27 protein-coding genes, 1 tRNA gene and 2 pseudogenes are annotated in these 25,314 nt (G+C 64.9%); 13 read left to right on the plus strand and 17 right to left on the minus strand.

What is annotated here, in order from left to right; translation table 11 throughout:
* Positions 1-3: 3 nt before the first annotated feature.
* Positions 4-693: pseudogene (gene xrtE / locus Q1A36_RS18800) on the plus strand (exosortase E/protease, VPEID-CTERM system); the annotation flags it as partial.
* A 51-nt stretch (positions 694-744) separates the two neighbouring features.
* Here xrtE and Q1A36_RS18805 read toward each other — a convergent pair.
* Positions 745-876, minus strand: a pseudogene (locus Q1A36_RS18805) (IS256 family transposase); the annotation flags it as partial.
* 419 nt (positions 877-1,295) lie between these two features.
* On the opposite strand from Q1A36_RS18805, the gene Q1A36_RS18810 reads away from it, so the two are divergent.
* Positions 1,296-1,442, plus strand: a complete 147-nt coding sequence (locus Q1A36_RS18810; RefSeq protein WP_299847289.1) for a hypothetical protein — start codon at positions 1,296-1,298, stop codon at positions 1,440-1,442.
* Positions 1,443-2,004: 562 nt separating this feature from the next.
* Here the strand turns inward: Q1A36_RS18810 and Q1A36_RS18815 are convergent.
* Positions 2,005-2,081, minus strand: a tRNA-Arg gene (locus Q1A36_RS18815).
* A 61-nt stretch (positions 2,082-2,142) separates the two neighbouring features.
* Complete coding sequence (locus tag Q1A36_RS18820) at positions 2,143-3,570, minus strand: HAMP domain-containing sensor histidine kinase (protein ID WP_299847291.1); 1,428 nt, start codon at positions 3,568-3,570, stop codon at positions 2,143-2,145.
* A 247-nt stretch (positions 3,571-3,817) separates the two neighbouring features.
* Between Q1A36_RS18820 and rpmH the strand changes: the two genes are divergently transcribed.
* The 11 genes from rpmH to Q1A36_RS18875 all read left to right on the plus strand — a co-directional run bounded on the left by rpmH (position 3,818) and on the right by Q1A36_RS18875 (position 12,619).
* The gene (gene rpmH, locus Q1A36_RS18825; protein ID WP_101459243.1) at positions 3,818-3,952 is read left to right on the plus strand and encodes a 50S ribosomal protein L34; all 135 of its coding nucleotides are present in this window, start codon (positions 3,818-3,820) and stop codon (positions 3,950-3,952) included.
* A 114-nt stretch (positions 3,953-4,066) separates the two neighbouring features.
* Positions 4,067-4,399: a ribonuclease P protein component gene (rnpA, locus tag Q1A36_RS18830; protein WP_299847295.1), complete on the plus strand. Its 333-nt coding sequence runs from the start codon at positions 4,067-4,069 to the stop codon at positions 4,397-4,399.
* Complete coding sequence (gene yidD / locus Q1A36_RS18835; RefSeq protein WP_299847298.1) at positions 4,396-4,659, plus strand: membrane protein insertion efficiency factor YidD; 264 nt, start codon at positions 4,396-4,398, stop codon at positions 4,657-4,659. The genes rnpA and yidD overlap by 4 nt, the downstream gene beginning before the upstream one ends.
* Before the next feature lie 90 nt (positions 4,660-4,749).
* Positions 4,750-5,625 (plus strand): tRNA 2-thiocytidine(32) synthetase TtcA, encoded by an 876-nt coding sequence (gene ttcA, locus Q1A36_RS18840; protein ID WP_299847300.1) that lies wholly within the window; start codon positions 4,750-4,752, stop codon positions 5,623-5,625.
* 58 nt (positions 5,626-5,683) lie between these two features.
* Positions 5,684-6,991, plus strand: coding sequence for an EAL domain-containing protein (locus tag Q1A36_RS18845; protein WP_299847302.1), 1,308 nt, complete (start codon positions 5,684-5,686; stop codon positions 6,989-6,991).
* A gap of 255 nt (positions 6,992-7,246) precedes the next feature.
* A complete protein-coding gene (gene yidC, locus Q1A36_RS18850) occupies positions 7,247-9,097 on the plus strand; it encodes a membrane protein insertase YidC (protein WP_299847304.1) in 1,851 nt (616 codons plus the stop codon).
* Positions 9,094-9,849 (plus strand): MOSC domain-containing protein, encoded by a 756-nt coding sequence (locus Q1A36_RS18855; protein WP_299847306.1) that lies wholly within the window; start codon positions 9,094-9,096, stop codon positions 9,847-9,849. The genes yidC and Q1A36_RS18855 overlap by 4 nt, the downstream gene beginning before the upstream one ends.
* Positions 9,846-10,496 (plus strand): ribosome biogenesis GTP-binding protein YihA/YsxC, encoded by a 651-nt coding sequence (gene yihA, locus Q1A36_RS18860; protein ID WP_299847308.1) that lies wholly within the window; start codon positions 9,846-9,848, stop codon positions 10,494-10,496. Before Q1A36_RS18855 ends, yihA begins: the two co-directional genes overlap by 4 nt.
* A gap of 104 nt (positions 10,497-10,600) precedes the next feature.
* A complete protein-coding gene (gene argB / locus Q1A36_RS18865) occupies positions 10,601-11,500 on the plus strand; it encodes an acetylglutamate kinase (protein WP_299847367.1) in 900 nt (299 codons plus the stop codon).
* Positions 11,490-12,104 (plus strand): ferredoxin, encoded by a 615-nt coding sequence (locus tag Q1A36_RS18870; RefSeq protein ID WP_299847310.1) that lies wholly within the window; start codon positions 11,490-11,492, stop codon positions 12,102-12,104. The genes argB and Q1A36_RS18870 overlap by 11 nt, the downstream gene beginning before the upstream one ends.
* A complete protein-coding gene (locus Q1A36_RS18875) occupies positions 12,101-12,619 on the plus strand; it encodes a histidine phosphatase family protein (RefSeq protein WP_299847312.1) in 519 nt (172 codons plus the stop codon). Before Q1A36_RS18870 ends, Q1A36_RS18875 begins: the two co-directional genes overlap by 4 nt.
* 67 nt (positions 12,620-12,686) lie before the next feature.
* Here the strand turns inward: Q1A36_RS18875 and Q1A36_RS18880 are convergent, their stop codons facing one another.
* The 14 genes from Q1A36_RS18880 to rpsK form a co-directional block, all read right to left on the minus strand.
* Positions 12,687-13,475, minus strand: a complete 789-nt coding sequence (locus tag Q1A36_RS18880) for an amino acid ABC transporter ATP-binding protein (protein ID WP_101754001.1) — start codon at positions 13,473-13,475, stop codon at positions 12,687-12,689.
* Between the two features lie 10 nt (positions 13,476-13,485).
* Entirely contained in the window at positions 13,486-14,940 is a 1,455-nt protein-coding gene (locus Q1A36_RS18885) for an ABC transporter permease subunit (protein WP_299847316.1), read from the minus strand.
* Between the two features lies 1 nt (position 14,941).
* Complete coding sequence (locus Q1A36_RS18890) at positions 14,942-16,198, minus strand: ABC transporter permease subunit (RefSeq protein ID WP_299847318.1); 1,257 nt, start codon at positions 16,196-16,198, stop codon at positions 14,942-14,944.
* Positions 16,199-16,311: 113 nt separating this feature from the next.
* A complete protein-coding gene (locus Q1A36_RS18895) occupies positions 16,312-17,340 on the minus strand; it encodes an amino acid ABC transporter substrate-binding protein (protein ID WP_299847320.1) in 1,029 nt (342 codons plus the stop codon).
* Positions 17,341-17,499: 159 nt separating this feature from the next.
* Positions 17,500-18,213 (minus strand): ATP12 family protein, encoded by a 714-nt coding sequence (locus Q1A36_RS18900; protein ID WP_299847322.1) that lies wholly within the window; start codon positions 18,211-18,213, stop codon positions 17,500-17,502.
* On the minus strand, positions 18,210-18,866 hold the full coding sequence (locus tag Q1A36_RS18905) for an HAD-IA family hydrolase (protein ID WP_299847324.1): 657 nt from the start codon (positions 18,864-18,866) through the stop codon (positions 18,210-18,212). The genes Q1A36_RS18900 and Q1A36_RS18905 overlap by 4 nt, the downstream gene beginning before the upstream one ends.
* A complete protein-coding gene (locus tag Q1A36_RS18910; RefSeq protein WP_299847326.1) occupies positions 18,863-19,912 on the minus strand; it encodes an RluA family pseudouridine synthase in 1,050 nt (349 codons plus the stop codon). The genes Q1A36_RS18905 and Q1A36_RS18910 overlap by 4 nt, the downstream gene beginning before the upstream one ends.
* Positions 19,909-20,283, minus strand: coding sequence for a fluoride efflux transporter CrcB (gene crcB / locus Q1A36_RS18915; RefSeq protein WP_299847328.1), 375 nt, complete (start codon positions 20,281-20,283; stop codon positions 19,909-19,911). Before crcB ends, Q1A36_RS18910 begins: the two co-directional genes overlap by 4 nt.
* A 31-nt stretch (positions 20,284-20,314) precedes the next feature.
* Positions 20,315-21,631, minus strand: a complete 1,317-nt coding sequence (locus Q1A36_RS18920) for a replication-associated recombination protein A (RefSeq protein ID WP_299847330.1) — start codon at positions 21,629-21,631, stop codon at positions 20,315-20,317.
* Positions 21,632-21,700: 69 nt separating this feature from the next.
* Positions 21,701-22,291: an acyl-homoserine-lactone synthase gene (locus tag Q1A36_RS18925; RefSeq protein ID WP_101753993.1), complete on the minus strand. Its 591-nt coding sequence runs from the start codon at positions 22,289-22,291 to the stop codon at positions 21,701-21,703.
* A 66-nt stretch (positions 22,292-22,357) separates the two neighbouring features.
* Positions 22,358-22,969, minus strand: coding sequence for an autoinducer binding domain-containing protein (locus Q1A36_RS18930; protein ID WP_101753992.1), 612 nt, complete (start codon positions 22,967-22,969; stop codon positions 22,358-22,360).
* A 274-nt stretch (positions 22,970-23,243) separates the two neighbouring features.
* Positions 23,244-23,669, minus strand: a complete 426-nt coding sequence (gene rplQ / locus Q1A36_RS18935) for a 50S ribosomal protein L17 (protein WP_101753991.1) — start codon at positions 23,667-23,669, stop codon at positions 23,244-23,246.
* 113 nt (positions 23,670-23,782) lie between these two features.
* On the minus strand, positions 23,783-24,799 hold the full coding sequence (locus tag Q1A36_RS18940; protein WP_101753990.1) for a DNA-directed RNA polymerase subunit alpha: 1,017 nt from the start codon (positions 24,797-24,799) through the stop codon (positions 23,783-23,785).
* Positions 24,800-24,916: 117 nt separating this feature from the next.
* Positions 24,917-25,306, minus strand: a complete 390-nt coding sequence (rpsK, locus tag Q1A36_RS18945; RefSeq protein WP_101753989.1) for a 30S ribosomal protein S11 — start codon at positions 25,304-25,306, stop codon at positions 24,917-24,919.
* Positions 25,307-25,314: the final 8 nt, after the last annotated feature.

Consider the following 25,314-nt stretch of genomic DNA (forward strand, 5'->3'; position numbering starts at 1 on the left):
CCGGTGCAGAAATTTATCGGGACCGACGATTTCATGATCTCGGTCGCCCCTGTCTGCTCGGGGATCGAGGGCATCGCGCTGGTCACGATCTTCGTCAGCCTCTATCTGTGGCTGTTCCGGGCCGAGCTGCGCTTTCCCCATGCCCTTCTGCTCTACCCGCTTGGTATCCTGGCCAGTGCCACGCTGAACGTCGTCCGGATCGCCGTGCTGTTGATCATCGGGATCGAGGGCAGGCCGGAGCTGGCCGTCGGCGGCTTCCACAGCCATGCCGGATGGGTGATGTTCACCGCCGTGGCGCTGGGGATCATCGCCGTGGCGCGGCGGATCGGCTGGCTGCACCGCGCGCCGACGGCCATCCTGGCAGCTGCGCCGCACCCGCCCTTGCCACCGCTGCGCCGTGATCCCATGGCGGCGCGGATCCTGCCCTTTGCCGTCTTCATGCTGACCGCCGTGGTGGCTCCCGCGATCAGCCAGAATCCGGCGATGTTCTACCCGATCCGGGTGCTGCTTCTCGCCGCCGCCGTTGCGCTGGTCTGGCCGGTCATCCGCGATCTGCCCCGCCGCGTCGCGCCCTTGTCCTGGGTCGCCGGTGCAGCTGTTGGGGTGATGTGGATCGCCATCCCCGTGACCCCGATCACCGGCCCTCCGCCCTATGGCAGCCTGGCGGGCGGGACGCTGGCCTTGTGGTTCCTGTTCCGGGGCATCGGAACGGTGCTGCTGGTGCCGCTGGCCGAGGAGTTGTTCTTCCGCGCCCGTCACGGCGCCGACCTCCAGCTCCATCAGCCGCTCGGCGGCAAAGCCGATCATCTCGCGCAGCAGATCGGCATCGGGGGTCTTCTCGACGAGGTCGCGCAGGTTCATCATGTCGGTGGTCATCGCTAAAATCTCCGGTCCAGGTTGGTGTCAGCAACCAGACCCTACCGGAACAACGCAGGTGACAACCTCAGCCAGAACCTACACCACGCCCAGGGACAGCATCTCCTTCTTCAGCTTGGGTAGGTTTGGAAGTCGTGAACGAGGCCATCCGTCACTTCGGCGCGCCCGAGATCATGAACACCGACCAGGGCTGCCAGTTCACCTCCTTCGCCTAGACTGACCGGCTGAAGCCGGTCGGCACACGGATCTCGATAAACGCGATAGATCGCTGCCTCGACAACATCTTTGTCGAGCGCCTCTGGGCTTGCCCGGTTCTTCTGGAGAGCATACAGCTCACTTCCCGGGTCTTTCGCTCGAAAGCAGTTGGGCTCCGGAAGTCGAGCGATGAACGCCGCCTGACGGGATTGTAGAGCCCATCGATGGATCTGGCGATGGCGTTTTCGGCCTGTTGTCGAGAGTGCCGGGCGACCGGCCAGATCGGCTCTAACTTGATGGTCTCGATGACCGTTTCGACCATCGAGTTGTCGTCGCAGGCCGGCGTCGTCCCCATGCAACCGATGCGTTGATACCACCCTCGGGAACGGTCAGATCAGCCGCACTGCGGGGCGGCATGACCTTGCAAACGGTCCAACCTCGCGCACCGCCCGCCTCGCCTTCACCGCTGCGACCTGCCCCTGTCGGGAAGGCCATAGCTTCTTCGCGGGTGACTGCAGTGCGGGTATATTCGCGCCCCGCTGCGTGCGCGTTCCAACCGCCTGAAAGAACTTTCAGTTTCGGTTGTGGTTGTCGTTCTTTCCCTGAACCAGGCACTGACGAACCTGTCGCCTCGTAACAGGCGGACAGCCACCTGTTACAGCGATCCCCACAAACGAGGTGCGACTAACACAATAAATACAATATGTTGCTCTAATGAGTAACTAGTAACAGACGTAACGGCGCATGAGCAAAGCCCGCTGTGAATTCTTGATCTACCCAACCGCCCGGCGCGTCATCCTGAGACTCAAGGACAAGTCGCCCCGCCGACCAGTTCCCCGCACCGCCGCGAGCCGAAACAAGAATCCGCGGTAGCCCGGTGGTAGCCCGCATAAAAAAACCGCCTCGGCAAAATACCTAAGCGGTTGATTTAACTGGCGGACCCGGAGCGATTCGAACGCCCGACCCCTAGATTCGTAGTCTAGTGCTCTATCCAGCTGAGCTACGGGTCCGTCGTAGGGCGGTGATCTAGAGGGTGGCCGCGGGGGATGCAAGGGCAAAATGTCGGAAAAATCAGTTTGCCGCCGCGGCCTCGCTTGCGGGCAGGATCGCCATGTCGCGCGGGATGTGGATCATGAACTCGCTGCCCTCGGAATCGCTGCGAAGAAGCTCCAACCGGCCGCCATGGCCGCGGATCAGGTCGGCGGCGATGGAGAGGCCAAGGCCGGTGCCGCCCTTGCGCGCGCTGCCGGTGAAGGGCTGGAACAGGTAGTCGCGGGCTTTCACCGGGAGACCGGGGCCGGTATCGCCGACGCGGATCCACCAGTCGCTGTCGCCCTCGCCGGCACCGATCTCGACCGTACCGGGCTGGCCCGCGCCCTCGATCGCCTGCCGGGCGTTGCGGGCGAGGTTCGACAGCACCCGGTACAGCTGTTCGCGATCAGCGCGGATGTTCAGGCTGACGGGAATGTCGGTGACGAACTCGACCGGGTGCTTCGCCCCATCCCCGGCCAGCGACTCGGCCTCGATCACCTCGGCGGTCAACTTGCCGAGGCTGAAGCGCGACAGCGAGGGTGCCGGCTCCTCGGCCTTGCCAAAGGCCAGCGTCGTTTCGCACAGGTTCACCGCCCGGCTGATCGAATTGACCAGCTTCGGCGCGGCCCGGCGGACCTTGGGATCGGCGCTGTCCTCCAGCCGGTCGGCAAAGATCTGGCTGGTGGTCAGGATATTGCGCAGGTCGTGGCTGATCTTGGCCACTGCCTGCCCCAGCTGCGCCATCCGTTCCTTCTGCTTCAGCGACGAGGTCACCGTCTTCTGCATCGAGGCCAGCGCCTGTTCGGCCTCGCGCAGCTCGGCGATGCGGGCATCGGGCTGGATGATGTGGCGCACATCCTCGGGTGCCTCGGCATAGGCGGACATGTGCTGGATGACCCGGCGCATGGGCTTCAGGATCAGCCGCTGCGCCACGAGGTTCAGCATCACCGCCGTCGCCACCGAGAAGGCCGCCGAGATCATCAGGATGCGCAGGCCGAAATCGACCATCGCCTGCTGCAGCGGCTGCGCGTCCATGGTGATCTCGATCAGCTGCCCGGCCTGATTCACCGGCGCGCCGATCACCCGGATGACCCGGTGCCGCGAATCGCCAAGCTGCATCAGCGCGTCGTCGATCGACCCCATCATCGAGGTCTCGCGCAGGTCATAGGTCGCCTCGACCGGGCCAGGCAATTGCGAGGACAGCACAAGCTGGCGGATATCGTCGCGCCTGAGCACGACGTTGAAGACGCCGGCATTCTGCAGAAGCTCGCTTTCCAGTTCCGAGGCAAGCGTCTCGTCGGTCGCCAGAAGCGCCAGACTTGCGATCTGCGCCCGCTCCAGCCGCGATTCCAGGTAGTCGCGGCGGAAATCCGACAGCGCCGGCAACAGGATGAACAGCTCTGCCAGCACGACGAACAGGATCGTCAGTGCCGCAAACCTGCCGGATAAGGTATTCAGTCGCTTCATAGTCCCGGTTCTGACGCCGTGCGTGATCCGCTTCAAATGGGTGCTCACCCCATCGAGGTCAAACAAACGTGATCGCTTTCCGGTTCCCTGTCCATGGGGGCGGATTCGGTGGTTGACTTGGCAGCCCCCCTGCCCTATCCAGCGCATCTCGAATGAACCGGCGTCATGCGCACGGGCGCGAGGCTGTTGCCTGTCCGTGCCTTATCCGCTATCGCCACCCGCAAGAACACGACCCGGAGACAAGACCATGAAGCGCACCTTCCAACCCTCGAACCTTGTTCGTGCGCGCCGTCACGGCTTCCGCGCCCGCATGGCCACCAAGGCCGGCCGTCTGGTGCTGAACCGCCGCCGCGCCAAGGGCCGCAAGCGCCTGTCCGCCTGATTCTGCTGGCGGACCCCGTGTCCGCCGCATTGACCGGAGGCTCGGACAATGCCGCCTCTGCCCCATCCCGACGCTGATCCGCAGCCAAAGGATGCCGGCAGGGCGGCTTTTCGCATGGCCGACACCCTGCGCAAGCGCGCCGATTTCCTTGCCGCCGCCAGGGCCAAACGTCAGGGCATGCCGGCCTTTCTGCTGCAGGCCCGCGTGCGGGGCGACGAAGCTGGGCCGCGCATCGGCTATACCTGCTCGAAGAAACTCGGCAATGCGGTGATGCGCAATCGTGCCAAGCGCCGGCTCAGGGCACTGGCGCGCGAGGTTCTGCCCGGTCGCGCCAAGGATGGCTGGGATTACGTGCTGGTCGGCCGGCCCGAGGCCACCGTCAGCCGCGACTTTGCCGCCATGCGGGCCGACCTGATCGCCGCGCTGGACAAGGTGCACCGGGCATGAGCCCGCTGGCGCATCTCTTGGCCCTGCCCGTCCGCGGCTATCGCCTGATTGCATCGCCCTGGGTCGGGCATGGCTGCCGCTTTCAGCCGACTTGCTCTGCCTATGCGCTCGAGGCACTGTCGCTGCATGGCGGGGTCAAGGGCGGCTGGCTGACCGCGCGCCGCATCTGCCGCTGTCACCCCTGGGGCGGGCATGGCTATGACCCGGTTCCAGGCAGTCCCGGCGATCAGGCCGAGCGCGCCGGGTCCGATCATGTCTGATGCCCGGCCCATCCTGCGCGGGTTAATTGCCATTGTCGTCGCGGCCATCGCCGCGGTGGTCGTGTTTCTTCTGATTCTGGGAAGCTTCTGATGCTGGACGAAAGCGATACCGACGAGATCCATCCGCTGTTTGCCGGCGCCCCCTCTTCGACCGAGTTCCGCAAGCTGCGCAAGCGGCTGGTCCGCGACACCCGCGCCGCGATCGAGGATTACGGCATGATCCGCGAGGGCGACCGCTGGCTGGTCTGCCTGTCGGGCGGCAAGGACAGCTACACGCTTCTGGCGGTGCTGCATGAATTGCAGTGGCGCGGGCTGCTGCCGGTCGACATCCTCGCCTGCAACCTCGACCAAGGCCAGCCGGGCTTCCCGGCGACCGTGCTGCCCGAATTCCTCAGCCAGCGCGGCGTTGCCCATCGGATCGAGTATCAGGACACCTATTCCATCGTGAAGGAAAAGGTGCCGCAGGGCCGGACCTATTGCGCGCTCTGCTCGCGCCTGCGCCGGGGCAATCTTTATCGGATTGCCCGCGAGGAAAACTGCTCCGCCGTGGTCTTGGGCCATCACCGCGACGACATTCTGGAAACATTTTTCATGAACCTCTTCCACGGCGGCAGGCTGGCGACCATGCCACCGAAACTGCTGAACGAAGAGGGTGATCTGACCGTGCTGCGGCCCCTCGCCTATATCGCCGAGGCGGATTGCGAGCGATTTGCCCGGGCGATGAACTATCCGATCATCCCCTGCGATCTCTGCGGCAGTCAGGAAGGGCTGCAGCGGGTGCAGGTCAAGAAGCTTCTGGACGAGTGGGAAGCGCGGACGCCGGGGCGGCGGCAGGTGATGTTCCGGGCGCTGGCGAATGTCCGGCCCTCGCATCTCTTGGACCCGAACCTGTTCGATTTCAGCGCGCTGCTGCCCGAAAGCTCAAATGCGACGGAATTTGTGCTGCCGCAGGACGCGGAACATTAACCGAACGACAAGGCTTCTACCCTAGACCTGTCGCCTGAGGCAGCCAGGCGAGGATGGAATGCGCTACGGATCGCTGATCGACAGATGGTGCCAGGGTTTCGGGCGGATCGGGGGCAGCCTGCGCCGCCCGCAAGCCCGCGACCGCATCGCGCTGCTGCTGAAGCTGGAAAACATGGACCTGCTCGGCGACAGGCTGGGGCGAACCGGCCTCGCGCATCTGTTCACCCAGCTGTCCCTGCGCATGATCGGCACCATGCGCCCGCATGATTTCGTTCAATGCGCCTCGCCTGGCGTCTTCACCATCCTCCTGCGCACCCGCTCCGAGATCGAGGCGATGCGCATCGCGCGGCGGCTGCAGTTGCACTGCCAGTCCGAGGCGCATGTCGGCGGCACCACGCTGAACCCGGTCATCAGCGGTGTTCTGGTGCAGAACCTGGGCGCGCGCCATGTGCTGTTGCGCCAGTTGATGACTTGCGGATTGCATCACCTCTGTCCGACTGACCCTGCCCATCTGGGTCGCATCCGTCTGATCGCCTATGACGAGCGCGGCCAGGGCGAGCAGATCCCCGCCACCGTCGAGGAGGCGGCACAGTCGGGCCAGATCGAGGCCTTTTTCCAGCCGCAGATCTGCTGCGATACCGGCGCCGTCACAGGCTTCGAGGCGCTCGCCCGCTGGCATCACCCCAGCCGGGGGCTGCTGACGCCGATGGATTTCATGCCCGGGATGCACCGGGCGGATCACGGGGCGCTGACTCTGACCATGCTGCGCCAATGCCTCGCGGCGCTGCAGCTCTGGGATGCACAGGGTTGGGGGGTAGAAACGGTTTCCCTGAACGTGGCGCAATCGGAACTGTCCGATCCGGATTTCGTGCAGATGGTGCTGTGGGAGCTGGAATGCCACCAGATCGCGCGCGGTCGGCTGGTGATCGAGGTGCTGGAAAGCATCGGGCCGATCAACAGCGGCGACCTGATCCGCTGGCACCTGCAGCAGCTGGCCCAGGCCGGTTGCCTGCTGGACCTCGACGATTTCGGCACCGGCTATGCCAATCTCGAATCGCTGCGCCATTTCGGCGTGAACCGGATCAAGATCGATCGCTGCTTTGTCACCAAATGCCACGGCGACCGGGACCAGCAGCGCATGATCAGGGCGATCCTCGCACTGGCCGAGCAGCTGGGCATCTCGACCCTCGCCGAGGGCGTCGAATCGGCCGAGGAACACAGCTATCTGGCGCAGATGGGCTGCGGCCATGTGCAGGGCTATGCCATCGCCCGCCCGATGCCGATCACCGAGATCGGCGACTTCATGTCGCGCTTTCGCCGCGACCGCCCAACGCTGCCCGACCTGACCCCGCGCAAGGCGGGCTGAGGCATCGGCCCGGCGCAGGCCAACCGAGTGGGCCGGTGGCAGCCTGTCCCGAGGTCGGACCTCGGGCAGCCCGCATCGGCAGTCGCACCGGATCGCTGCAACGCGGCGTCAGGTTGGCGCCCGGAGCGCCTGAAAACCCGGGCGCGTCGCGACGATTTGCGCCCTCCGGGCCTTCGCTTTCACGGGATTCCGCTTGACCTTTCACCCCCCCTTCTGTTGAACCGGCGCGACTGACGCGATGACGGTGGACACGGAATGGAAGACAATAACCGCAATCTCATCCTGGCGACGGTCCTGTCGTTCCTGGTGATCCTGGTGTGGTACACCGTCTTCGCCCCGGACCCCCCGGCCCCGCCGGCCGAGCCCACCGCCGTCACCCAGACCGAGGGCGGCGTCACCGCCCCCGCGGGCGAGGCGACGACTGCGGCCGCCACCGGCGGCGCGCAGCTGGGCGAAGCGGCCGGCAGCACCGACCCCTCAGCCTCGGCTGGCCGCGTCACCATCGACTCGCCGGCGCTGACGGGCTCGATCTCGCTGGCAGGCGGTCGCATCGACGACCTTCTGCTGCGCAACTATCACGAGACACTGGACGACAACTCGCCGCTGGTGCGGCTCTTGACACCCACCGCCCCCAGTGCCGATCAGCAGATCACCCAGACCGGCGCGAAACCCTATTACGCGGTCTATGGCTGGATGCCCGCCGCCGGCACCGACCCGGCGCTGGTCCCCGGCCCGGCAACGCTGTGGCAGGTCGAATCCGGCGATACGCTGGCCCCCGGCAAGCCGGTCACGCTGGTCTGGGACAATGGCGCCGGCCAGATCTTCCGCCGCATCTTCGAGCTCGATGACCATTACCTCTTCACCGTCACGCAATCGCTGGAAAACACCGGCACCGCTGCCTTTTCGGCCGCGCCCTATGGCATCATCGCCCGCCACGGCCTGCCCGATACGCAGAACTTCTTTGTGCTGCACGAGGGCGTCGTCGGCATGGATGACGGCGAGCTGATCGAGCAGAAATACGACAAGATCGCCGAGCTTGACCCGATCGACCGGGAGGGCCGGGCCGAGATCTACGAGGTCAAGGAAAACGGCTGGATCGGCTTTACCGACAAGTACTGGATGACCTCGCTGGCGCCGGCACCGGGCCAGTCCTTCACCGCCGTGGCGAAATATGCCGATGGTGTGGACATCTACCAGACCGAGGCGCGCTTCCCCGTGCAGACCGCAGCCCCAGGTGCGACCGTCAGCGCCGGCAGTTATCTCTTCGCCGGTGCGAAGGTCTGGGAAGTCATCAAGGGCTACGAGGAAACCCCCGGCATCCAGCGCTTCGTCGACTCGATCGACTGGGGCTGGTTCTACTTCCTGACCAAACCGATCTTCCGCCTGCTGCACTGGCTGAACGGCCATATCGGCAATATGGGCTGGGCGATCATCGCGCTGACCTTCATCCTGAAGCTTCTGGTCTTCCCGCTGGCCCGCAAGTCCTATGTCTCGATGGCGAAGATGAAGGAATTGCAGCCCGAAATGGAGGCGCTGAAAGAGACCACCGGCGACGACCGCGCCAAGTTCCAGAAAGGGATGATGGAGCTTTACAAGCGCGAGAAGGTGAACCCGGCCGCCGGCTGTCTGCCGGTGCTGCTGCAGATCCCGATCTTCTTCTCGCTCTACAAGGTGATCTTCGTCACCATCGAACTGCGCCACGCCCCCTGGGTCGGCTGGATCCGCGACCTCTCGGCCCCCGATCCCTCGAGCCTGTGGAACCTCTTCGGGATGCTGCCCTGGGCCGCGCCCGGTCAGGGAACGCTGTTGCACAGCGCCTCGCTGCCGATCCTGGCGATCATCCTCGGCATCAGCATGTGGATGCAGCAGAAGCTGAACCCAGCCCCCACCGATCCGGCGCAGAAGATGATCTTTGCCTGGATGCCCTGGGTGTTCATGTTCATGCTGGGCGGTTTCGCCTCGGGCCTGGTGCTCTACTGGATCACCAACAACGTGATCACCATCTTCCAGCAGTACACGATCATGTCGATGCACGGCCACCGGCCGGACCTCTTCGGCAATATCAAGTCCTCGATCCCGACGCGGCCCAAGAAGGGCAGCAAGTGACGGCACGGCTGGCCCATATCCGGTCCCATCCGATCAAGACCCTTGGTGCGGATGACCTGCCGGATGTGGTGCTGACCACCGGCGAGCGACTGCCCGGCGACCGCCTCTATGCCGTAGTGCACGAGGCGGCGCTGAAACATCTGACCGATGGGCAACTGACCCGCTGGCTGCCCAAGGCGGCCTTCCTGCGCGGGGCGGCCTGCCTTGACCTGCAGGCGGTGAAGGGCGGCTGGCGCGACGGTCGGATCGTTCTCAGCCACCCGGATCAGCCTTCGATCGAGATCGACCCGGAAAACACCGCCGACCGGCAGGCGCTGGTGGACTGGCTGATCCCGCTCTGGGGTGCCGAAAAGTCTCCACCGGCCCGGCTGGTGCGCGGCACCGAGGCGCTGACCGACCAGATGACCCCGCTGGTCTCGATCCTGTCGCTGTCGTCGCTGAAGGCGCTTGAGGACCATTCGGGCCAGCCGCTCGGCATTGACCGCTGGCGCGGCAACCTGTGGGTCGAAGGCTGGGAGCCGCTGGCGGAACGCGCCATGGTGGGGCAGGAGATCGCCATCGGCGCCGCCCGGCTGACCGTGCGGGAACCGATCGGCCGCTGCATCGCCACCGACGCCGATACGGCGACCGGCAGGTGGCAGCTCGACATGCTGGCCGCGCTGCGCGCGTTTACGGGCGACGAGGATTTCGGCATCTTCGCCGAGGTCACACGTGGCGCAACCATCGCCCTCGGAGATGAGGTTCACGCATGAAGGTCGCCTTCCCCGTCGCCCCCGAACCCGAAGCCGAAGCCGCCGAGGCGGCACGGCTGCTGTTTGCCGGTCCGGTCGACTTCCTCAAGGGCGTGGTCGCCATGGACGGGCTGCCGCCCGCCGACCGGCCCGAGGTCTGCTTTGCCGGACGCAGCAATGTCGGCAAGTCGAGCCTCATCAACGCGCTGACCGGGCGCAAGGGCCTGGCCCGCGCCTCGAACACGCCGGGCCGGACGCAGGAGATCAACTATTTCACCTTGGGCGATCACGGCTATCTGGTCGACCTGCCGGGCTATGGCTTTGCCAAGGCGCCGGTCGCGGTGGTGGCCAAGTGGCAGGCTCTGCTGAAGCAATATCTGGCCGGGCGGCCGACGCTGCGCCGCGCCTTCTGCCTGATCGACGCGCGCCACGGGGTAAAGCCGGTGGATCACGAGATCATGAAACTGCTCGACCGCTCGGCCGTGCCGTTTCAGGTCGTGCTGACCAAGACCGACAAGCTCGGCCCCAATGCCATCAAGCCGGTGATCCAGCAGGTCGAGGACGAGTTGCAGAAACACCCGGCCGCCTTTCCCGAGATCGTCCTGACCTCGTCGGACAAGGGCGAGGGCATCGCCACGCTGCGCGCGATCATCGCCGGGCTGGAGTGACCGGTCCGGAGTGACGAGTCTGGCCCGACTGGTCTGGACGGACCAGCCCGCGCGACCTAACCTGCCCCGCGATCAACAAGGGCAAGAGAATGAGAAAGCAGAACATGAACCGGGACTGGATCGCCACCGCGCATACCCTGTCAGAGGCCCTGCCCTATCTGCAGCGCTATTCCGGCGCCGTGGTGGTGGTGAAGTTCGGCGGCAATGCCATGGGCGATGACGAGGCCATGGCAGAGTTTGCCCGCGACATCGTGCTGATGAAGCAGGTCGGCATGAACCCGGTCGTGGTCCATGGCGGCGGCCCGATGATCAATGACCTCCTGGCCAAGCTCGGGATCGAAAGCCATTTCGTCCGCGGCAAGCGGGTGACGACCAAGGAGACCGTCGAGGTGGTCGAGATGGTGCTGTCGGGCCTCGTCAACAAGCGCATCGTGCAGGCGATCAACGATGCCGGCGGCCGCGCCGTCGGCATCAGCGGCAAGGATGACGACATGATGGTCTGCGAGGCGGACGACCCGGAACTGGGTTTCGTCGGCCGCCCGGTCGAGATGAACATTCAGATCATCCGCGATCTCTATACCGCCGGGCTGATCCCGGTCATCGCCCCGGTCGCCACCGGCATGGCCGATAACGAGACCTTCAACGTCAATGGCGACACCGCCGCCGGCGCCATCGCAGGCGCACTGAAGGCCGACCGGCTGCTGCTGCTAACCGATGTATCAGGCGTCAAGGATGCCTCGGGTGAGGTGCTGACGCAGATGCATCCCGACCAGGTGCGCGCGATGATCGCAGACGGCACCATCGCCGGCGGCATGATCCCCAAGACCGAGACCGCGCTGATGGCCGTGGCCGAGGGGGTGCGCGCCGTGGTCATCCTTGACGGCCGCGTGCCCCATGCCTGCCTCTTGGAGCTGTTCACCGAGCATGGCGCCGGCAGCCTGATCCGCTCGACCGAGCCGCGGGTGAAACCGCATGGGCTGCGGCAGGGCGAGGGTGGGCTCTGACCTGACCCCGCCCGAGGGGCTTTTCATCTCGGGCCATTGCGACGCGGACGAGGGCGGCGGCACGGTCCTGCTGCTCTCGCCCGACGAACCAGCCTTCTGGCCGCTTTTCACCGCCTCTGGCGAATGGTCCGATGGCGCCACGGACCCGATGGACCGCTGGTCCAAGCGGGTCATCGGGGGTTGGGCCGAGGCGATCGGCGGGCGCGCGGCCTTTCCGTCGGACGGGCCACCCTATCCGCCGATCTTCCGTTGGGCGCTGGCGAGTGGCGGCTTCTGGCAATCCCCGGTCGGGATGCTGGTCCATCGCCGGATGGGTCTGTTCACCAGTTTCCGGGGCGCGGTGATTCTGCCCCGACACTTGCCGGGACCCGATTCCGCCGCCAGCCCCTGCGAAACCTGCCACCGCCCCTGCCTGACCGCCTGCCCCGCCGATGCCTTCCGGCCCGGCTATCATGTGGCGGATTGCCACGCATGGCTGGACCGACCCGACGGCAAAGATTGCCTGACAACGGGTTGTGGTGTCAGACGTGCTTGCCCCCTCAGCAGAGACTGTGGCAGGCTGCCCGAACAATCTGCATGGCATATGAGACAGTTCCACACATGACACCGCTTGGACACCGCCGCCTGATCCTCACCCGCCATGCCAAATCGGCCTGGGACGACCCGGCGCTAGACGATCACGACCGCCCGCTGAACGACCGTGGCCGCCGCTCGGCGCGCGAGCTTGGCGACTGGATGGCCAGCCGCGGCTATGAACCGGAAGAGGTGCTCTGCTCCTCGTCCCGGCGCACGCAGGAGACCTGGGAAAAGGTCGCCGGCGCGCCGCTGGAGGTGCGCCCGATCCTCAGGATCGAGCCGGGCCTGTATCAGGCCAGCCCGGAAAAGATGCTGCAGGTTCTGCGCACGGCCACCCAGCCCACGGTGATGATCCTGGGCCACAACCCGGGCATCGCCGAATTCGCAGCCCAGCTTTGCGCGCGGCCGCCGCTGGACCCGGATTTCCGCCGCTATCCGACCTGCGCCACGCTGGTGGTGGATTTCCAGGTCGATGACTGGAAGGATGTCCGCCCCGGCGAGGGCAGCGTGATGGATTTCGTCCGCCTCGACGGGCGCGACTGAACCTTATCGCTTCATCTTGGTCTAAGTATCCCGGGGGGATACGGGGGGCAGCGCCCCCCGTTTTACTTCAATGCCCGAGGATCTGACTGAGGAACAGCTTGGTCCGCTCGGACTTCGGGTTGTGGAAGAAGTCGTGCGGGTTGTTCTGCTCGACGATCTGGCCCTGGTCCATGAAGATCACCCGGTTCGCCACCGCCTGCGCAAAGCCCATCTCGTGGGTCACGCAGAGCATGGTCATCCCCTCTTCCGCCAGCTCGATCATCGTATCCAGCACTTCCTTGATCATCTCGGGGTCAAGGGCGCTGGTCGGTTCGTCAAACAGCATGATCTTGGGCTGCATGCAGAGCGAGCGGGCGATCGCCACGCGCTGCTGCTGACCGCCTGACAGCTGGCCGGGATACTTGCCGGCCTGTTCCGGGATCTTCACCTTTTCCAGAAAGCGCATGGCCGTTGCCTCGGCCTGTTTCTTCGGCACCTTACGCACCCAGATCGGCGCAAGGGTGCAGTTTTCCAGCACCGTCAGATGCGGGAACAGGTTGAAGTGCTGGAACACCATGCCGACTTCAGAGCGCACCTTGTCGATGTTCTTGATGTCGCTGGTCAGTTCGATCCCGTCCACGACGATATGGCCCGACTGATGCTCTTCCAGCCGGTTGATGCAGCGGATCAGGGTGGACTTGCCCGAGCCCGAAGGTCCGGCAATGACGATCCGCTCGCCCTTGTGGACGGTCAGGTCGATGTCGCGCAGCACGTGGAAGGTGCCGTACCACTTGTTCATGTTGCGGATGTCGATCGCGACCTCGTCGCTGACCTTCATATGGCTGCGGTCGATGTCGCGGGTGATGGCTTCGCTCATGGCTCGGTCCTTAACGATGTTCGCGACGCAGCCGGCGTTCCAGGAACATGGAATAGCGCGACATGCTGAAGCAGATGATGAAGAAGATGGCGCCGACGAAGATGAACGGCTCCCAGTAGACGCCCTTCCAGGCAAAGTTGGCGCGGACGAAATCCGACACGCCCTTCAGCGGATCGAAGAGGCCCACGAAGACGACCAGCGTGGTGTCCTTGAACATGCCGATGAAGGTCGAGACGATGCCGGGAATACTGATCTTCAGCGCCTGCGGCAGGATGATCAGCCGCTGCGCCTTCCAGTAATCCAGCCCCAGCGCATCGGCGGCCTCGTATTGGCCGCGCGGCAGGGCGGCCAGACCGCCCCGGATCACCTCGGCCATATAGGCGGCGGCGAAGATCGTCACCATGATGATCACGCGCAGGATGATGTCGAAATTCGTGCCCGGCGGCAGGAAATAGTTCAGAAGCAGCGAGGCCACGAAGAGAAGCGTGATCAGCGGCACGCCGCGGATGAACTCGATGAAAGTTACCGCCAGCGTATGGACAAGGAACATGTCCGACCGCCGCGCCAGCGCAAGGATGATCCCCAGGGGCAGCGACAGCGCGATGCCGGCGACGCCGATGGTGATCGACAGCAGGAAGCCGCCGAACTGGTCCGAATCGACGGCGGTGATGGCCAGCGGGATCAGCCGCTGCGCATCTTCGGCGGCAGGGCCGACCGCGACCAGCCACAGGATCAGCGTGACGAGCACCCCCGCGACCATCGCCAGCAGCGGCGAGACGCGCACCAGCAGCTTCCAGGCAAGCCAGCCCAGCCCGATCGAGGCCAGCACCATGATCTGCGGCCAGAGCGAGCCACCCCAGAGCAGCCAGATGCCAAGCAGCGGATAGAGCACCGAGAAGATCAGCAGCCAGGGCGCATGACGCTCGGCAATGACCACGGCGCCGATCATCACCACGGCGGCAAAAGCCAGCCAGACCATCGGCGACCCCAGCATCGCCATCAAGACCAGCGTCAGCACGGCCGAGACGATCAGAACGATCCGGCGGATCTGCAGCGATTCCGAGAACAGCACCGGGGCCAGCGCCACCATCAGGAAGCCGAAGGCCATGACCGGGCGGAAATACAGCTCCATCGGGTAGAAGCCGAAGAGATACTGGTTCCAGCGCTCGCGGATGACCGCCCAGCAGGCGCCGCGGGCGCCCTCGCCCCAGGTCTCGGCGATGATCTGGCGGCATTCGGCAAGGCTCGCGGCATTCCAGACGGAATGGGCGAACCAGTCCCAGAAATGGCTCACGAGGAACCAGATGATTGCCAGTCCCAAGAGGGTCAGGATGGTGTTGACCGGCCCCGAGAACAGGTTCTCGCGCAGCCAGCGCAGTGCCCCCGTCTGCCGCGTCGGCGGCGGCGCGGGCGGGATCATGGTCTCGCGGACGAAGGAGACGGTCTGGGCGTGAAGTTCGCTCATCTCAACGCTCCTTCAGCTTGACGCGGTTGTTGTAGACGTTCATCGCGCCCGAGATGATCAGGCTGAGTGCCAGGTAGATCAGCATCATCAGCACGATGGCCTCAAGCTCGCGGCCGGTCTGGTTCAGGGTCGTGCCCCCCAGCGTGCCGCGCAGGTCCATGTAGCCCACGGCAATCGCCAGCGAACTGTTCTTGGTCAGGTTCAGATATTGCGAGATCAGCGGCGGGATGATCACCCGCAGCGCCTGCGGCAGGATCACCAGGTTCATCGTCCAGTTGGGCTTGAGGCCAAGCGCAAAGGCGGCTTCGGACTGGCCCTTGCTGACGGCCAGGATGCCGGCGCGGACGATCTCGGCGATGAAGGCCCCGGTATAAAGCGTCAGTGCCAGCCACAGCGCGACAAAGCCGTTCTGCACGTTCAGCCCGCCAGCGAAGTTGAAACCCTTCAGCTCTGGCGGGACCAGGTGCAGGCCGAAATACCAGATCAGCAGCAGCGAGGGCACGGTCATGATGGCCAGGTTCTTCCACCAGGTCACCGGTCGGTCGCCGGTCGCGTCCTGCACCTTCTGGGCATTGGCCAGCACCGCCTTGCGCAGGAACCAGCCGCCGATCAGCACCACCGCAAAGGCGATGACCGCCCAGTTGATCAGGATGCGATAGCCCAGATCCAGATCGCCGGGATTGTTGGTCATCCCGAGCGTCGGGATCGCGGTATAGCGGTTGGTCAGCGCGACATTGTCGAAGAGGATCATCGACGCCGCCGGGTCCTCGCCGCGATAGGCGTTCGGGGGTGGCAAGACCTCGGTGAAGATCGCATAGACGATCAGGATCCACAGCAGCAGCGGGATGTTGCGGAACATCTCGACATAGATCGTCATCAGCCGGGCAAAGAGCCAGTTGTTCGACAGCCGCGCCACGCCGACGGTGATGCCGAGAACGGTGGCGGCGATGCAGCCAAGGACCGAGACGATGACGGTGTTCAGAAGCCCGACGATCGTTGCCCGCAGATGGGTGTCGTCGGAGGTATAGGGGATTGGCGGCGACGGGATGTCATAACCCGCACGCTGTCCCAGGAAGCCGAAGTCGAAATCCTTGCCCATGACCCGCAGGTTCTGGATCGTGTTGCCGACCAGCCACCAGGCAAAGGCCATGACCAGAATGAACACGAAGACCTGGATGGTCATCGACCGGTAACGGCGGTCGTAAAGCAGCATACTCAAACGGAACGGCGTGGCCGCCGGTGCCGAGATGTCAGCCATGTTTTTCCCCTGTTCCCGTGCATCGGCTTTGCGCCGTTATGGATTGCCCGGGCTTATCGTTTTGGTCGGCCGCGCGGGGAAGGCCCCGCGCAGCCGGTATGGTTACAAGCCGATCAGCGGAACGGCGGGGCGTAGAGCAGGCCGCCCTGGGTCCATTGCGCGTTCAGACCGCGGGCCAGGCCGATCGGGGTCTCTTCACCGATGGTCTTGGCGAAGATCTCGCCATAGTTGCCGCTGGCCTTGATGGCGTTCTTGGCCCAGTCCTTGTCCAGCCCGATCATCTTGCCCAGATCGTCGCTGGCGCCCAGCAGGCGCTGGACTTCCGGGTTCTCGGAATTGGTCGCCAGTTCCTCGATATTGGCCGAGGTGACGCCGTATTCCTCGGCGGCGATCAGCGCGTTCAGCGTCCAGCGGACGATGTCGCCCCAGTTGTTGTCACCATGGCGCACCGCCGGAGCCAGCGGTTCCTTGGAGATGATCTCGGGCAGGATGATGTGGTTTTCCGGGTCCGCAAAGGCCGCACGGGTGGCCGCGAGGCCCGAGGCGTCGGTGGTATAGGCATCGCAGGCGCCGGCCATGTACTGCTGTTCGCCCTCGGCGTTGCTGTCGATGTTCACCGGCTGATAGCTCATGTTGTTGGCCTTGAAGTAATCGGCCAGGTTCAGCTCGGTCGTGGTGCCGGTCTGGATGCAGATCGTGGCGCCGTCCAGTTCCTTGGCCGACGTCACCCCCAGATCCTTGCGGACCATGAAGCCCTGACCGTCGTAATAGTTCACGCCGATGAAATCGAGCTTCAGGTCGGTGTCGCGCGAGAAGGTATAGGTCGAGTTGCGGGCCAGGACATCCACCTCGCCCGAGCTGAGCGCGGTAAAGCGCGTCTGCCCGGTGGTCGGCACATATTTCACCTTGGCCGGATCGCCCAGAACGGCGGCCGCCACGGCCTTGCAGATGGCCACGTCAAAGCCGGCCCAGTTGCCGCTGGCATCGGGAGCGGCAAAGCCGACGAGCCCGGTGTTCACGCCGCAGATCAACTCGCCACGCGCCTTTACAGCCTTCAGCGTATCGCCCTCGGCTGCCATCGCCGCGCCGCCAATAAATGCGGCCGTCGCTGCGACGGTGCCAAGAAGTACGGATTTTTTCATGTTTTCCTCACTGTTGGTTGACCGGGGCACAGTCACGCACCCGCGGTCGGCATGAGGCTTTGCCGGGTCTCGAACAGGCACCAAGCACAGCCCAATAGGCGGCATTGTGCCGATACATCCCAATCCGTCAAGGAAGAAGCAGGGGAACCCCGCGTTGCGTCAACCCTGACGCGACAGCTTCCAGAAGCGTTCTGCCGCCAGCATGGCCTGCCTGCGGTTTTCGGCGGCAATGTCTGCTTCCTCGTCGCGTCCCCAGCGGCTGGCCTGGAACTCTTCGTCCAGACGCGACAGCGCGAAGGCCTGATCGGCGGTCAGCCGACCTTCCAGCACCGCGAGGCCAAGCAGCAGCGACCCGGGCAGCGTCACCAGATCATGCAGCGCGGTCAGACCAAAGGCATCCAGCGTCGCGACCCGCGCGCGCAGTCGCCCCACGGCCTCAGGGTCCTGCGCCACCGGGATCACCCCCTGGGCCAGCCGCAGGGGCGCGCGCAGATGGGTGGCCGACCAGTCGATCAGCGGGTCCCAGTCACGCGCCTGCCGGGCGATCAGTTCCTCGGGCTCGGTGGCGCGATAGCAGAGCAGATCGGTGCCGCCGTAATCGCCCAGCATGTCAGCCACGGCGTCGAATTGCGGAGTGACCTTCTCGATGGCGGAATTGGCAGCGCGGGTCAGCGGCATCACCGTTGGATCGATCACGTCTGTCTGCGCATCCCATTCCGCCGCGATGGCGTGGGCCAGCGCCTCGGTCGGCAGCAGCAGCGGCAGCTTGCCGGGCGTGCGCAGCGGCTTTTCATCCAGCAGCACCTCCCAGCCCGCGCCGGTATCGCGCACCGTCGCCTGCTTCCAGAATCGCCGCGCCTTCCACTCGGTCATGCCGCCCATCCCTGCAACTGGCGGGTGAGACCCGCGAAATCCTGCGCCACGTCCTGCGCCCCTGCCCCGCGCAGGGCCGCGCTGTCGTGATAGCCCCAGTCGACGCCATAGGCGGTCACACCCGCCGCCCGGCCCATCTCGATGTCAAAGCTGGTATCACCGATCATCACCGCATCAGCCGCCACCGCGCCGGTCTCGTCCAGCGCCGCCAGCACCATCGAGGGATGCGGTTTCGAGGGATGACCGTCGGCGGTCTGCAGGCTGGCGAACATGCCGTGCAGCCCATGCGCCTCGATCATCGCGTCCAGCCCCCGGCGTGACTTTCCGGTAGCCACGGCCAGCACCCAATCCTCGCGACCTGCCAGCGCGTCGAGACAGTCGCGCGCACCGGGGTAGAGCGGCGCAGGCTCGCGCAGCCGGGCGACGTTGAAGGCGTTCTTGTATTCGGCAACCAGCCGGTCCTGCGTCGCCGCATCGGCCTCGGGCACCAGCCGGGCGATGGCAACGGGCAGCGACAGGCCGACGATCTGCAACACCTGAGACAGCGGCAAAGGCGGCAGGCCCGCAGCCTCGAAGGCATGGGTCATCGCCCCGTGGATATGGTGCTGGCTGTCGACCAGTGTTCCATCCACGTCGAAGATGAACAGCTTCATGCCTCGTCCTCGAACGGATCGGCCGGAGCGTCGCCCTCGGCCCAACCAAGGGTTTTCCAGGTCCGCTTCATATGATCGGGCAAGGGCGCGGTCACGGTGATGCGCTCGCCGGTGATCGGGTGGTCGAAACTGAGGCTGCGGGCGTGCAGGTGCAGCTTGCGGCTGATCTCTCCGCCCAGCTGAGCGCCCCAGCCATCGCCCAGATTCTCCTGCCCCGAGCCGCCATATTTGCCGTCGCCCACGATCGGATGGCCCAGTTCGGCCATATGGGCGCGCAGCTGATGGGTGCGCCCGGTGATCGGCACCAGCGCGGCCCAGCTGACCCGGCCCCCCAGCCCCTCGATCACCGCGTAATCGGTGGTCGCGCGCTTGGCACCCTCGGTCGCATCGATGTCGCGCGGATGAACCGCCATCATCTTCTCGCCCTCGCCACCGCGACCATGACCCGGCGCCTTCACCAGACCATAACGGATGGTGCCCTTGCGCGGGCTGGGCACACCGGCCACCGCCGCCCAATAGATCTTGCGAGTTGTGCGCGACCGGAAGGCCTCGGACAGCGCACGGGCCACGCGGTCGGTGCGCGCCAGCAGCAGCACGCCCGAAGTATCCTTGTCCAGCCGGTGCACGAGCTTCGGCCGGTCCTTGTAGCCGAATTTCAGCGCCTCGCTAAGGCCGTCGACATGGCGATCGCCCTGCCCGCTGCCGCCCTGGCTGGGCAGGCCCGGCGGCTTGTTCAGCGCGATGATGTGCTGGTCCTTCCACAAGACCGCCGCCTGGATCATCTCTTCGTCACTGGCCGAGACGCGCGGCCCCGTGGGTTTCAGCACCTCGGGCACGGCATCGGGGATCGGCGGCACGCGGACCTCCTGCCCGGTCTCGATCCGGGCATTGGCCTTGACCCGGCCACCATCCACGCGCAGCTCGCCCTTGCGGCACATCTTCTCGACGGCGCCCTGGGTCAGTTGCGGAAATTTCTTCTTCAGCCAGCGGTCCAGCCGCTGATCGCCCTCATCCGCGCCAATGCGGATCAACTGCACGCCGCTCATGCCCAAAGCCCCCGTCCTAGCGCCAGGCCGGCTATCACCGCCACCAGCGACAGCAGCACCGAGCCGATGACATAGGTGGCCGCGCCCGCCACCTGCCCGCGTTCCCACAGCGTCAGCGCATCCAGCGAGAAGGCCGAGAAGGTGGTGAACCCGCCCAGCACCCCGGTCAGCAGCAGCGGCGCCCAGTCATTGCCAATGCGATGCGCCATCAGCGCCGCCAACAGGCCCATGACAAGGCTGCCGGCGACATTGACCACCACCGTAGCAATCGGAAAGCCCGGCCCGTGGAGGCTCAGCATCCGATAGGTAGCATAGCGCGCGGTGGCGCCAACGGCCCCGCCAAGGGCGACTTGCAGGAATGGGTTCATCATGGCGCGTTCCTCTGCGCAGGGCCGGGCAAAGTCAACCGCCGCGCTTCAGCCGCTGCGCCACGAACCAGTCGAGCCGTTTCTTCAGCTCGCGCTCGAAGCCGCGTTCGACCGGGCTGTAGAGCACGGGGCGCTTCATCCCGTCGGGGAAATAGTTCTGCCCCGAGAACCCGTCCTCGGCATCATGGTCATAGGCATAGCCGGCGCCATAGCCCTGATCCTTCATCATCTTCGTGGGGGCGTTCAGGATATGGGCGGGCGGCATCAGGCTGCCGGTGCGCCGCGCCTCGGCCCGGGCGCCCTTGTAGGCGACGTAGCCGGCATTGGATTTCGGCGCCAGCGCCAGATAGATCACAGCCTGCGCCAAGGCCAGCTCGCCCTCGGGGCTACCGAGGCGTTCGTAAAGCGACCAGGCGTCGAGGCAATGGCGCTGCGCCGCCGGATCGGCCAGACCGATATCCTCGACCGCCATGCGGGTCAGCCGGCGGGCGAGATAGCGCGGGTCCTCGCCCCCTTCCAGCATCCGGGCGAACCAGTAAAGCGCGGCATCGGGATCGGAGCCGCGCACCGATTTGTGCAGCGCGGAGATCAGGTTGTAATGCTCGTCCCCGGATTTGTCGTACTTGGCCGCCCGCCGCATCAGCCGCTGCGCCAGCGCGTCGGTGCCCAACTTGCCCTCGACCTTCCAGGCGGCCACCTGCTCGATCAGGTTCAGGCAGGCGCGGCCATCGCCATCGGCCATCTCCAGCAGCGCCTCGCGCGCCTCGCCGGTCAGCGGCAGCTTGCAGCCCAGTTCCGCCTCGGCCCGCTGCGCCATGCGCTCGAGATCCGACAGTTCCAGCCGTTTCAGCACGATGACCTGCGCCCGCGACATCAATGCGGCGTTCAGCTCGAACGAGGGGTTCTCGGTGGTGGCGCCGACCAGAAGGATGGTGCCATCCTCCATATGCGGCAAAAAGCCGTCCTGCTGCGCCTTGTTGAAACGGTGGATCTCGTCGACGAAGAGCAGCGTTCCCCGCCCCTGCTGGCGGCGCAGCTTGGCCGAGTCGAAGACCTTGCGCAGTTCGGGCACGCCGGAAAAGATCGCGCTGATCTGGACGAAGGCCAGATCGGTCGCATCGGCCAGAAGCCGGGCAATGGTGGTCTTGCCGACGCCGGGCGGACCCCAGAGGATCAGCGACGAGAGGCTGTGGGCGGCAAGCATCGCCCCAAGGGGGCCGTCGGGGCCCAGCACCTGATCCTGTCCGATCACCTCGGACAGCCGAGCGGGCCGGATACGGTCGGCGAGCGGGCGCGGCAGAGAGGGTTCTGCGCGCCCCGACTCGGGCATGGTGTCAAAAAGGTCTGTCATGGCGAGAGTGATCTAAGCACGTCGCCGCGACATTGTTATCCCCAGAAGCGCAAAGATGATGCGCCCTGCCTAGTGCAGCTTGGCCGCCAGGTTGATCGAGACACACTGGAACTTGCCATCGTCGATGGTCAGCATCGGCCCGATCGCCTCGGCCTCGAGACCGCAGCGGCCATACCAGCGCGACCAGTTGCCAGCGGTCAGCGCGATCAGCTTGGTCGCGCCCAGTTCGCGCGCGGTGACGGTCATCGCGTCGACCATCTGCTTGTGAACCGTGCGGCGGTATTGCTGCGGGATCGTGTGGCTGACGAAGACCCGGGTGCATTCCCAGACATTCGGGTCCTGTGGCGCATCGCCGTAGAGAAGCTCCTGCGGGATGGTGCCACCCAGAATGCCCTGCTGGGCGTCGCGAATCATGTAGGAATATATGCCGCAGCGCGCCGTGGTCGGCGTCAGGCGAAAACCGGCCATGACCTGGCCCAGATCATGGATCGCCACCCAGCGGCTTTGCGGGGTGTCGTACTGGTCGAACTCCATCCCCTCTGCTTCGGGCAGGTCCCAGTTTTTCTGAACGATGAAACTCTGGCGGCGGGCCCGGAAAAGATTGGCGAAAAGCTCACCGTGATTGTGGATATTGGAGAATGAAAGTGTCGTCGTCTGCATGGTTACAACTCCTGGGGTTGAGGGCAGCCTTCTCCGGTTTCTTGCGGTCCCTCATGGACGATCCCCCTACAACAGACGGTATTCTTTGGCTCGCTGAAGCGCCTCGGCCGTGGTCCGGGCCATCAGTCTTTCCCGAACCGAGATCAGCCTCGCCTTGAACGCGCTTTCAGTGATGCCAAGCTTGGCGGCCGCTGCTGCGTGACGATCGCCCTCCGCAATACACCGAAGGGCCTCTTTCTGAGCCTTCGTCAGGCTCGCCGGCGGCTCCGTGATAGCATGGAGCCGACGTATCGTGGCCGAGATTTCCAGAATCTCGTCATCCGTGAACTCGCGGTCATCACGGGCAAAGCTGGCGATGGTGCGCGAGGCGATCACCCCGTACGAGGTGGTCAGGCCATAGACCAGGCCATGATCCGCCGCATCCTTCAGGATGCTGAACGGATCGGGCACCGGCAGGTTGGACCAGCGACAGGCGCCCGTGGTCGACAATCCCCAGGCGATTGTCGGGTCCCGCAGGGCGTATCCGTTCGAGGAATAGAATTCGGACCATTCTTCAGGATATGTCTGGAACTGCATCAGCGGCGCAGCAAAACGGATGTGCAGTCCGACAAAATACCCGACGGGTGTCAGACGGTTAAGCGTTCGCAACGCGGCGTTGATATCAGCTCTTGGAGACATAACCTTTTAGACAAATTGTAAGTTTTCTGTGCAACGCTAAATTAGCCTCGATGAAGTCTGTACACCAGAAAGGTTAACAAGGCTTCAACGACTTACCAGAAGATTCTGTTCAGCGCTTCAGATAATCTCGCGCTGCAATTCTTCCAAGATCCAGCAAACGTTGCAGCAACTGCAGGTTTAGGTGGCGAGGCAGGTGTGACCGCCGTTGTGACGTTCCGTCATAAAAAGACCCCGCGAGCAAAGCTGCGGGGTCTTTTCAGGTCTGGCGAAGCGATCAGGCTTCGGCGTCGGCCTGCGATTCGGCCTCGGTGCGAGCGTGATCGGCAGCGCCTTTGGCGGCCGGGTCACGGTCGACCAGTTCGATGATCGCCATCGGCGCCATGTCGCCATAGCGGAAGCCGGCCTTCAGGATGCGGACATAGCCACCCTGACGGTCCTTGTAGCGGGCGCCCAGCACCTCGAACAGTTTGGCGACGTGCTGATCCTGCTTCAGCTGCGCATCGGCCTGACGGCGAGCGTGCAGGTCGCCGCGTTTGGCCAGCGTGATCAGCTTCTCGACGATCGGACGCAGTTCCTTGGCTTTCGGAAGCGTGGTCTTGATCTGCTCGTGCTCGATCAGCGAGCCGGCCATGTTGGCGAACAGCGCCTTGCGGTGTTCGTGGGTGCGGTTGAGGCGGCGATAGCCACGTGCGTGACGCATGATGGTCTCCTTTTACGTCTTTTGCTTTGTCTGGCAGCCCATGCGTGCGGGCCGCTCTCCTTGGGGCGGGATGCCCGGTGTTCGGCGGGGCGGCGTGACCGCCCCGGCCAGAATCAGAATTGGTCGTCGAAGCGCTTGGCCAGGTCTTCGATGTTCTCCGGCGGCCAGTCCACGACATCCATGCCAAGGTGCAGACCCATGCCGGATAGCACTTCCTTGATCTCGTTCAGCGACTTGCGGCCGAAGTTCGGGGTGCGCAGCATCTCGGCTTCGGTCTTCTGGATCAGGTCGCCGATATAGACGATGTTGTCGTTCTTCAGGCAGTTGGCCGAACGCACCGACAATTCCAGTTCGTCCACCTTCTTCAGCAGGCGCGGATCGAATTCCAGGCCGTCATCATCGGCCTGCGAGCGGGCGGCCTCGGGCTCTTCGAAGTTCACGAAGACCGACAGCTGGTCCTGGATGATGCGCGCGGCATAGGCCACGGCGTCGTCCGGGGTCAGCGAACCATCGGTATCGACCTTCATCGTCAGCTTGTCATAGTCCAGCACCTGGCCCTCGCGGGTCGGCGTGACTTCATAGCTGACGCGCTTGACCGGCGAGAAGATGGCGTCGATCGGGATCAGACCGATGGGCGCGTCCTCGGGACGGTTCTTGTCGGCGGCGACATAGCCTTTGCCATTGGCAACGGTCAGTTCCATCGAGACCTCGGCCCCGTCATCCAGATGGCAGATGACATGGTCGCGGTTCAGGATGGTGATGCCGGCGGTTTCCTGGATGTCGCCGGCCTTGACCTCGCCCGGACCTTTGGCAGTCAGGGTCAGGCGCTTGGGGCCGTCCACATCCATCTTCAGGGTCACGCCCTTCAGGTTCAGGACAATGTCGGTCACGTCCTCGCGGACGCCGGCGACCGACGAGAATTCATGCAGCACGTTGTCGATCTGCACGCTGGTGATGGCGGCGCCCTGCAGCGACGACATCAGCACGCGGCGCAGCGCGTTGCCGAGGGTCAGGCCAAAGCCGCGCTCGAGCGGTTCGGCGACGACGGTGGCGCTGCGGGTCGCATCGGCACCCGGCTTCACGTCCAGCTGCGTCGGCTTGATCAGCTCTGCCCAGTTCTTGTGGATCATGCGATTGCCTCCATACTTGTCCCCTGCCCATGATCGAGGCCGGGAACGCCCGAGGTTGAAACGAAAATGCCCGAACCGCGCGTCGAAACGCGCGGCCCGGTGAAGTCTTGTCTGCGATCAGACGCGGCGGCGCTTGGGCGGGCGGCAGCCGTTATGGGCGATCGGGGTGACGTCACGGATGGCCGTGATGTTGAACCCGACAGCGGCCAGTGCGCGCAGAGCCGATTCACGACCCGAGCCCGGACCCTGAACTTCGACTTCCAGCGTGCGGACGCCGTGTTCCTGTGCCTTCTTGCCCGCGTCTTCTGCGGCCATCTGCGCGGCATAGGGGGTCGATTTGCGCGAGCCCTTGAAGCCCATGGTGCCAGCCGACGACCACGAGATCGCATTGCCCTGCACGTCCGAGATCAGGATCTTGGTGTTGTTGAACGACGAGTTCACATGAGCAACGCCGGTGGCGATGTTCTTGGAAACCTTCTTCTTCGTACGACGAGTATCGCGTGCCATGATGCTGC

This window comes from uncultured Paracoccus sp., from assembly GCF_947487305.1.
In the GTDB taxonomy this organism is placed as follows: domain Bacteria; phylum Pseudomonadota; class Alphaproteobacteria; order Rhodobacterales; family Rhodobacteraceae; genus Paracoccus.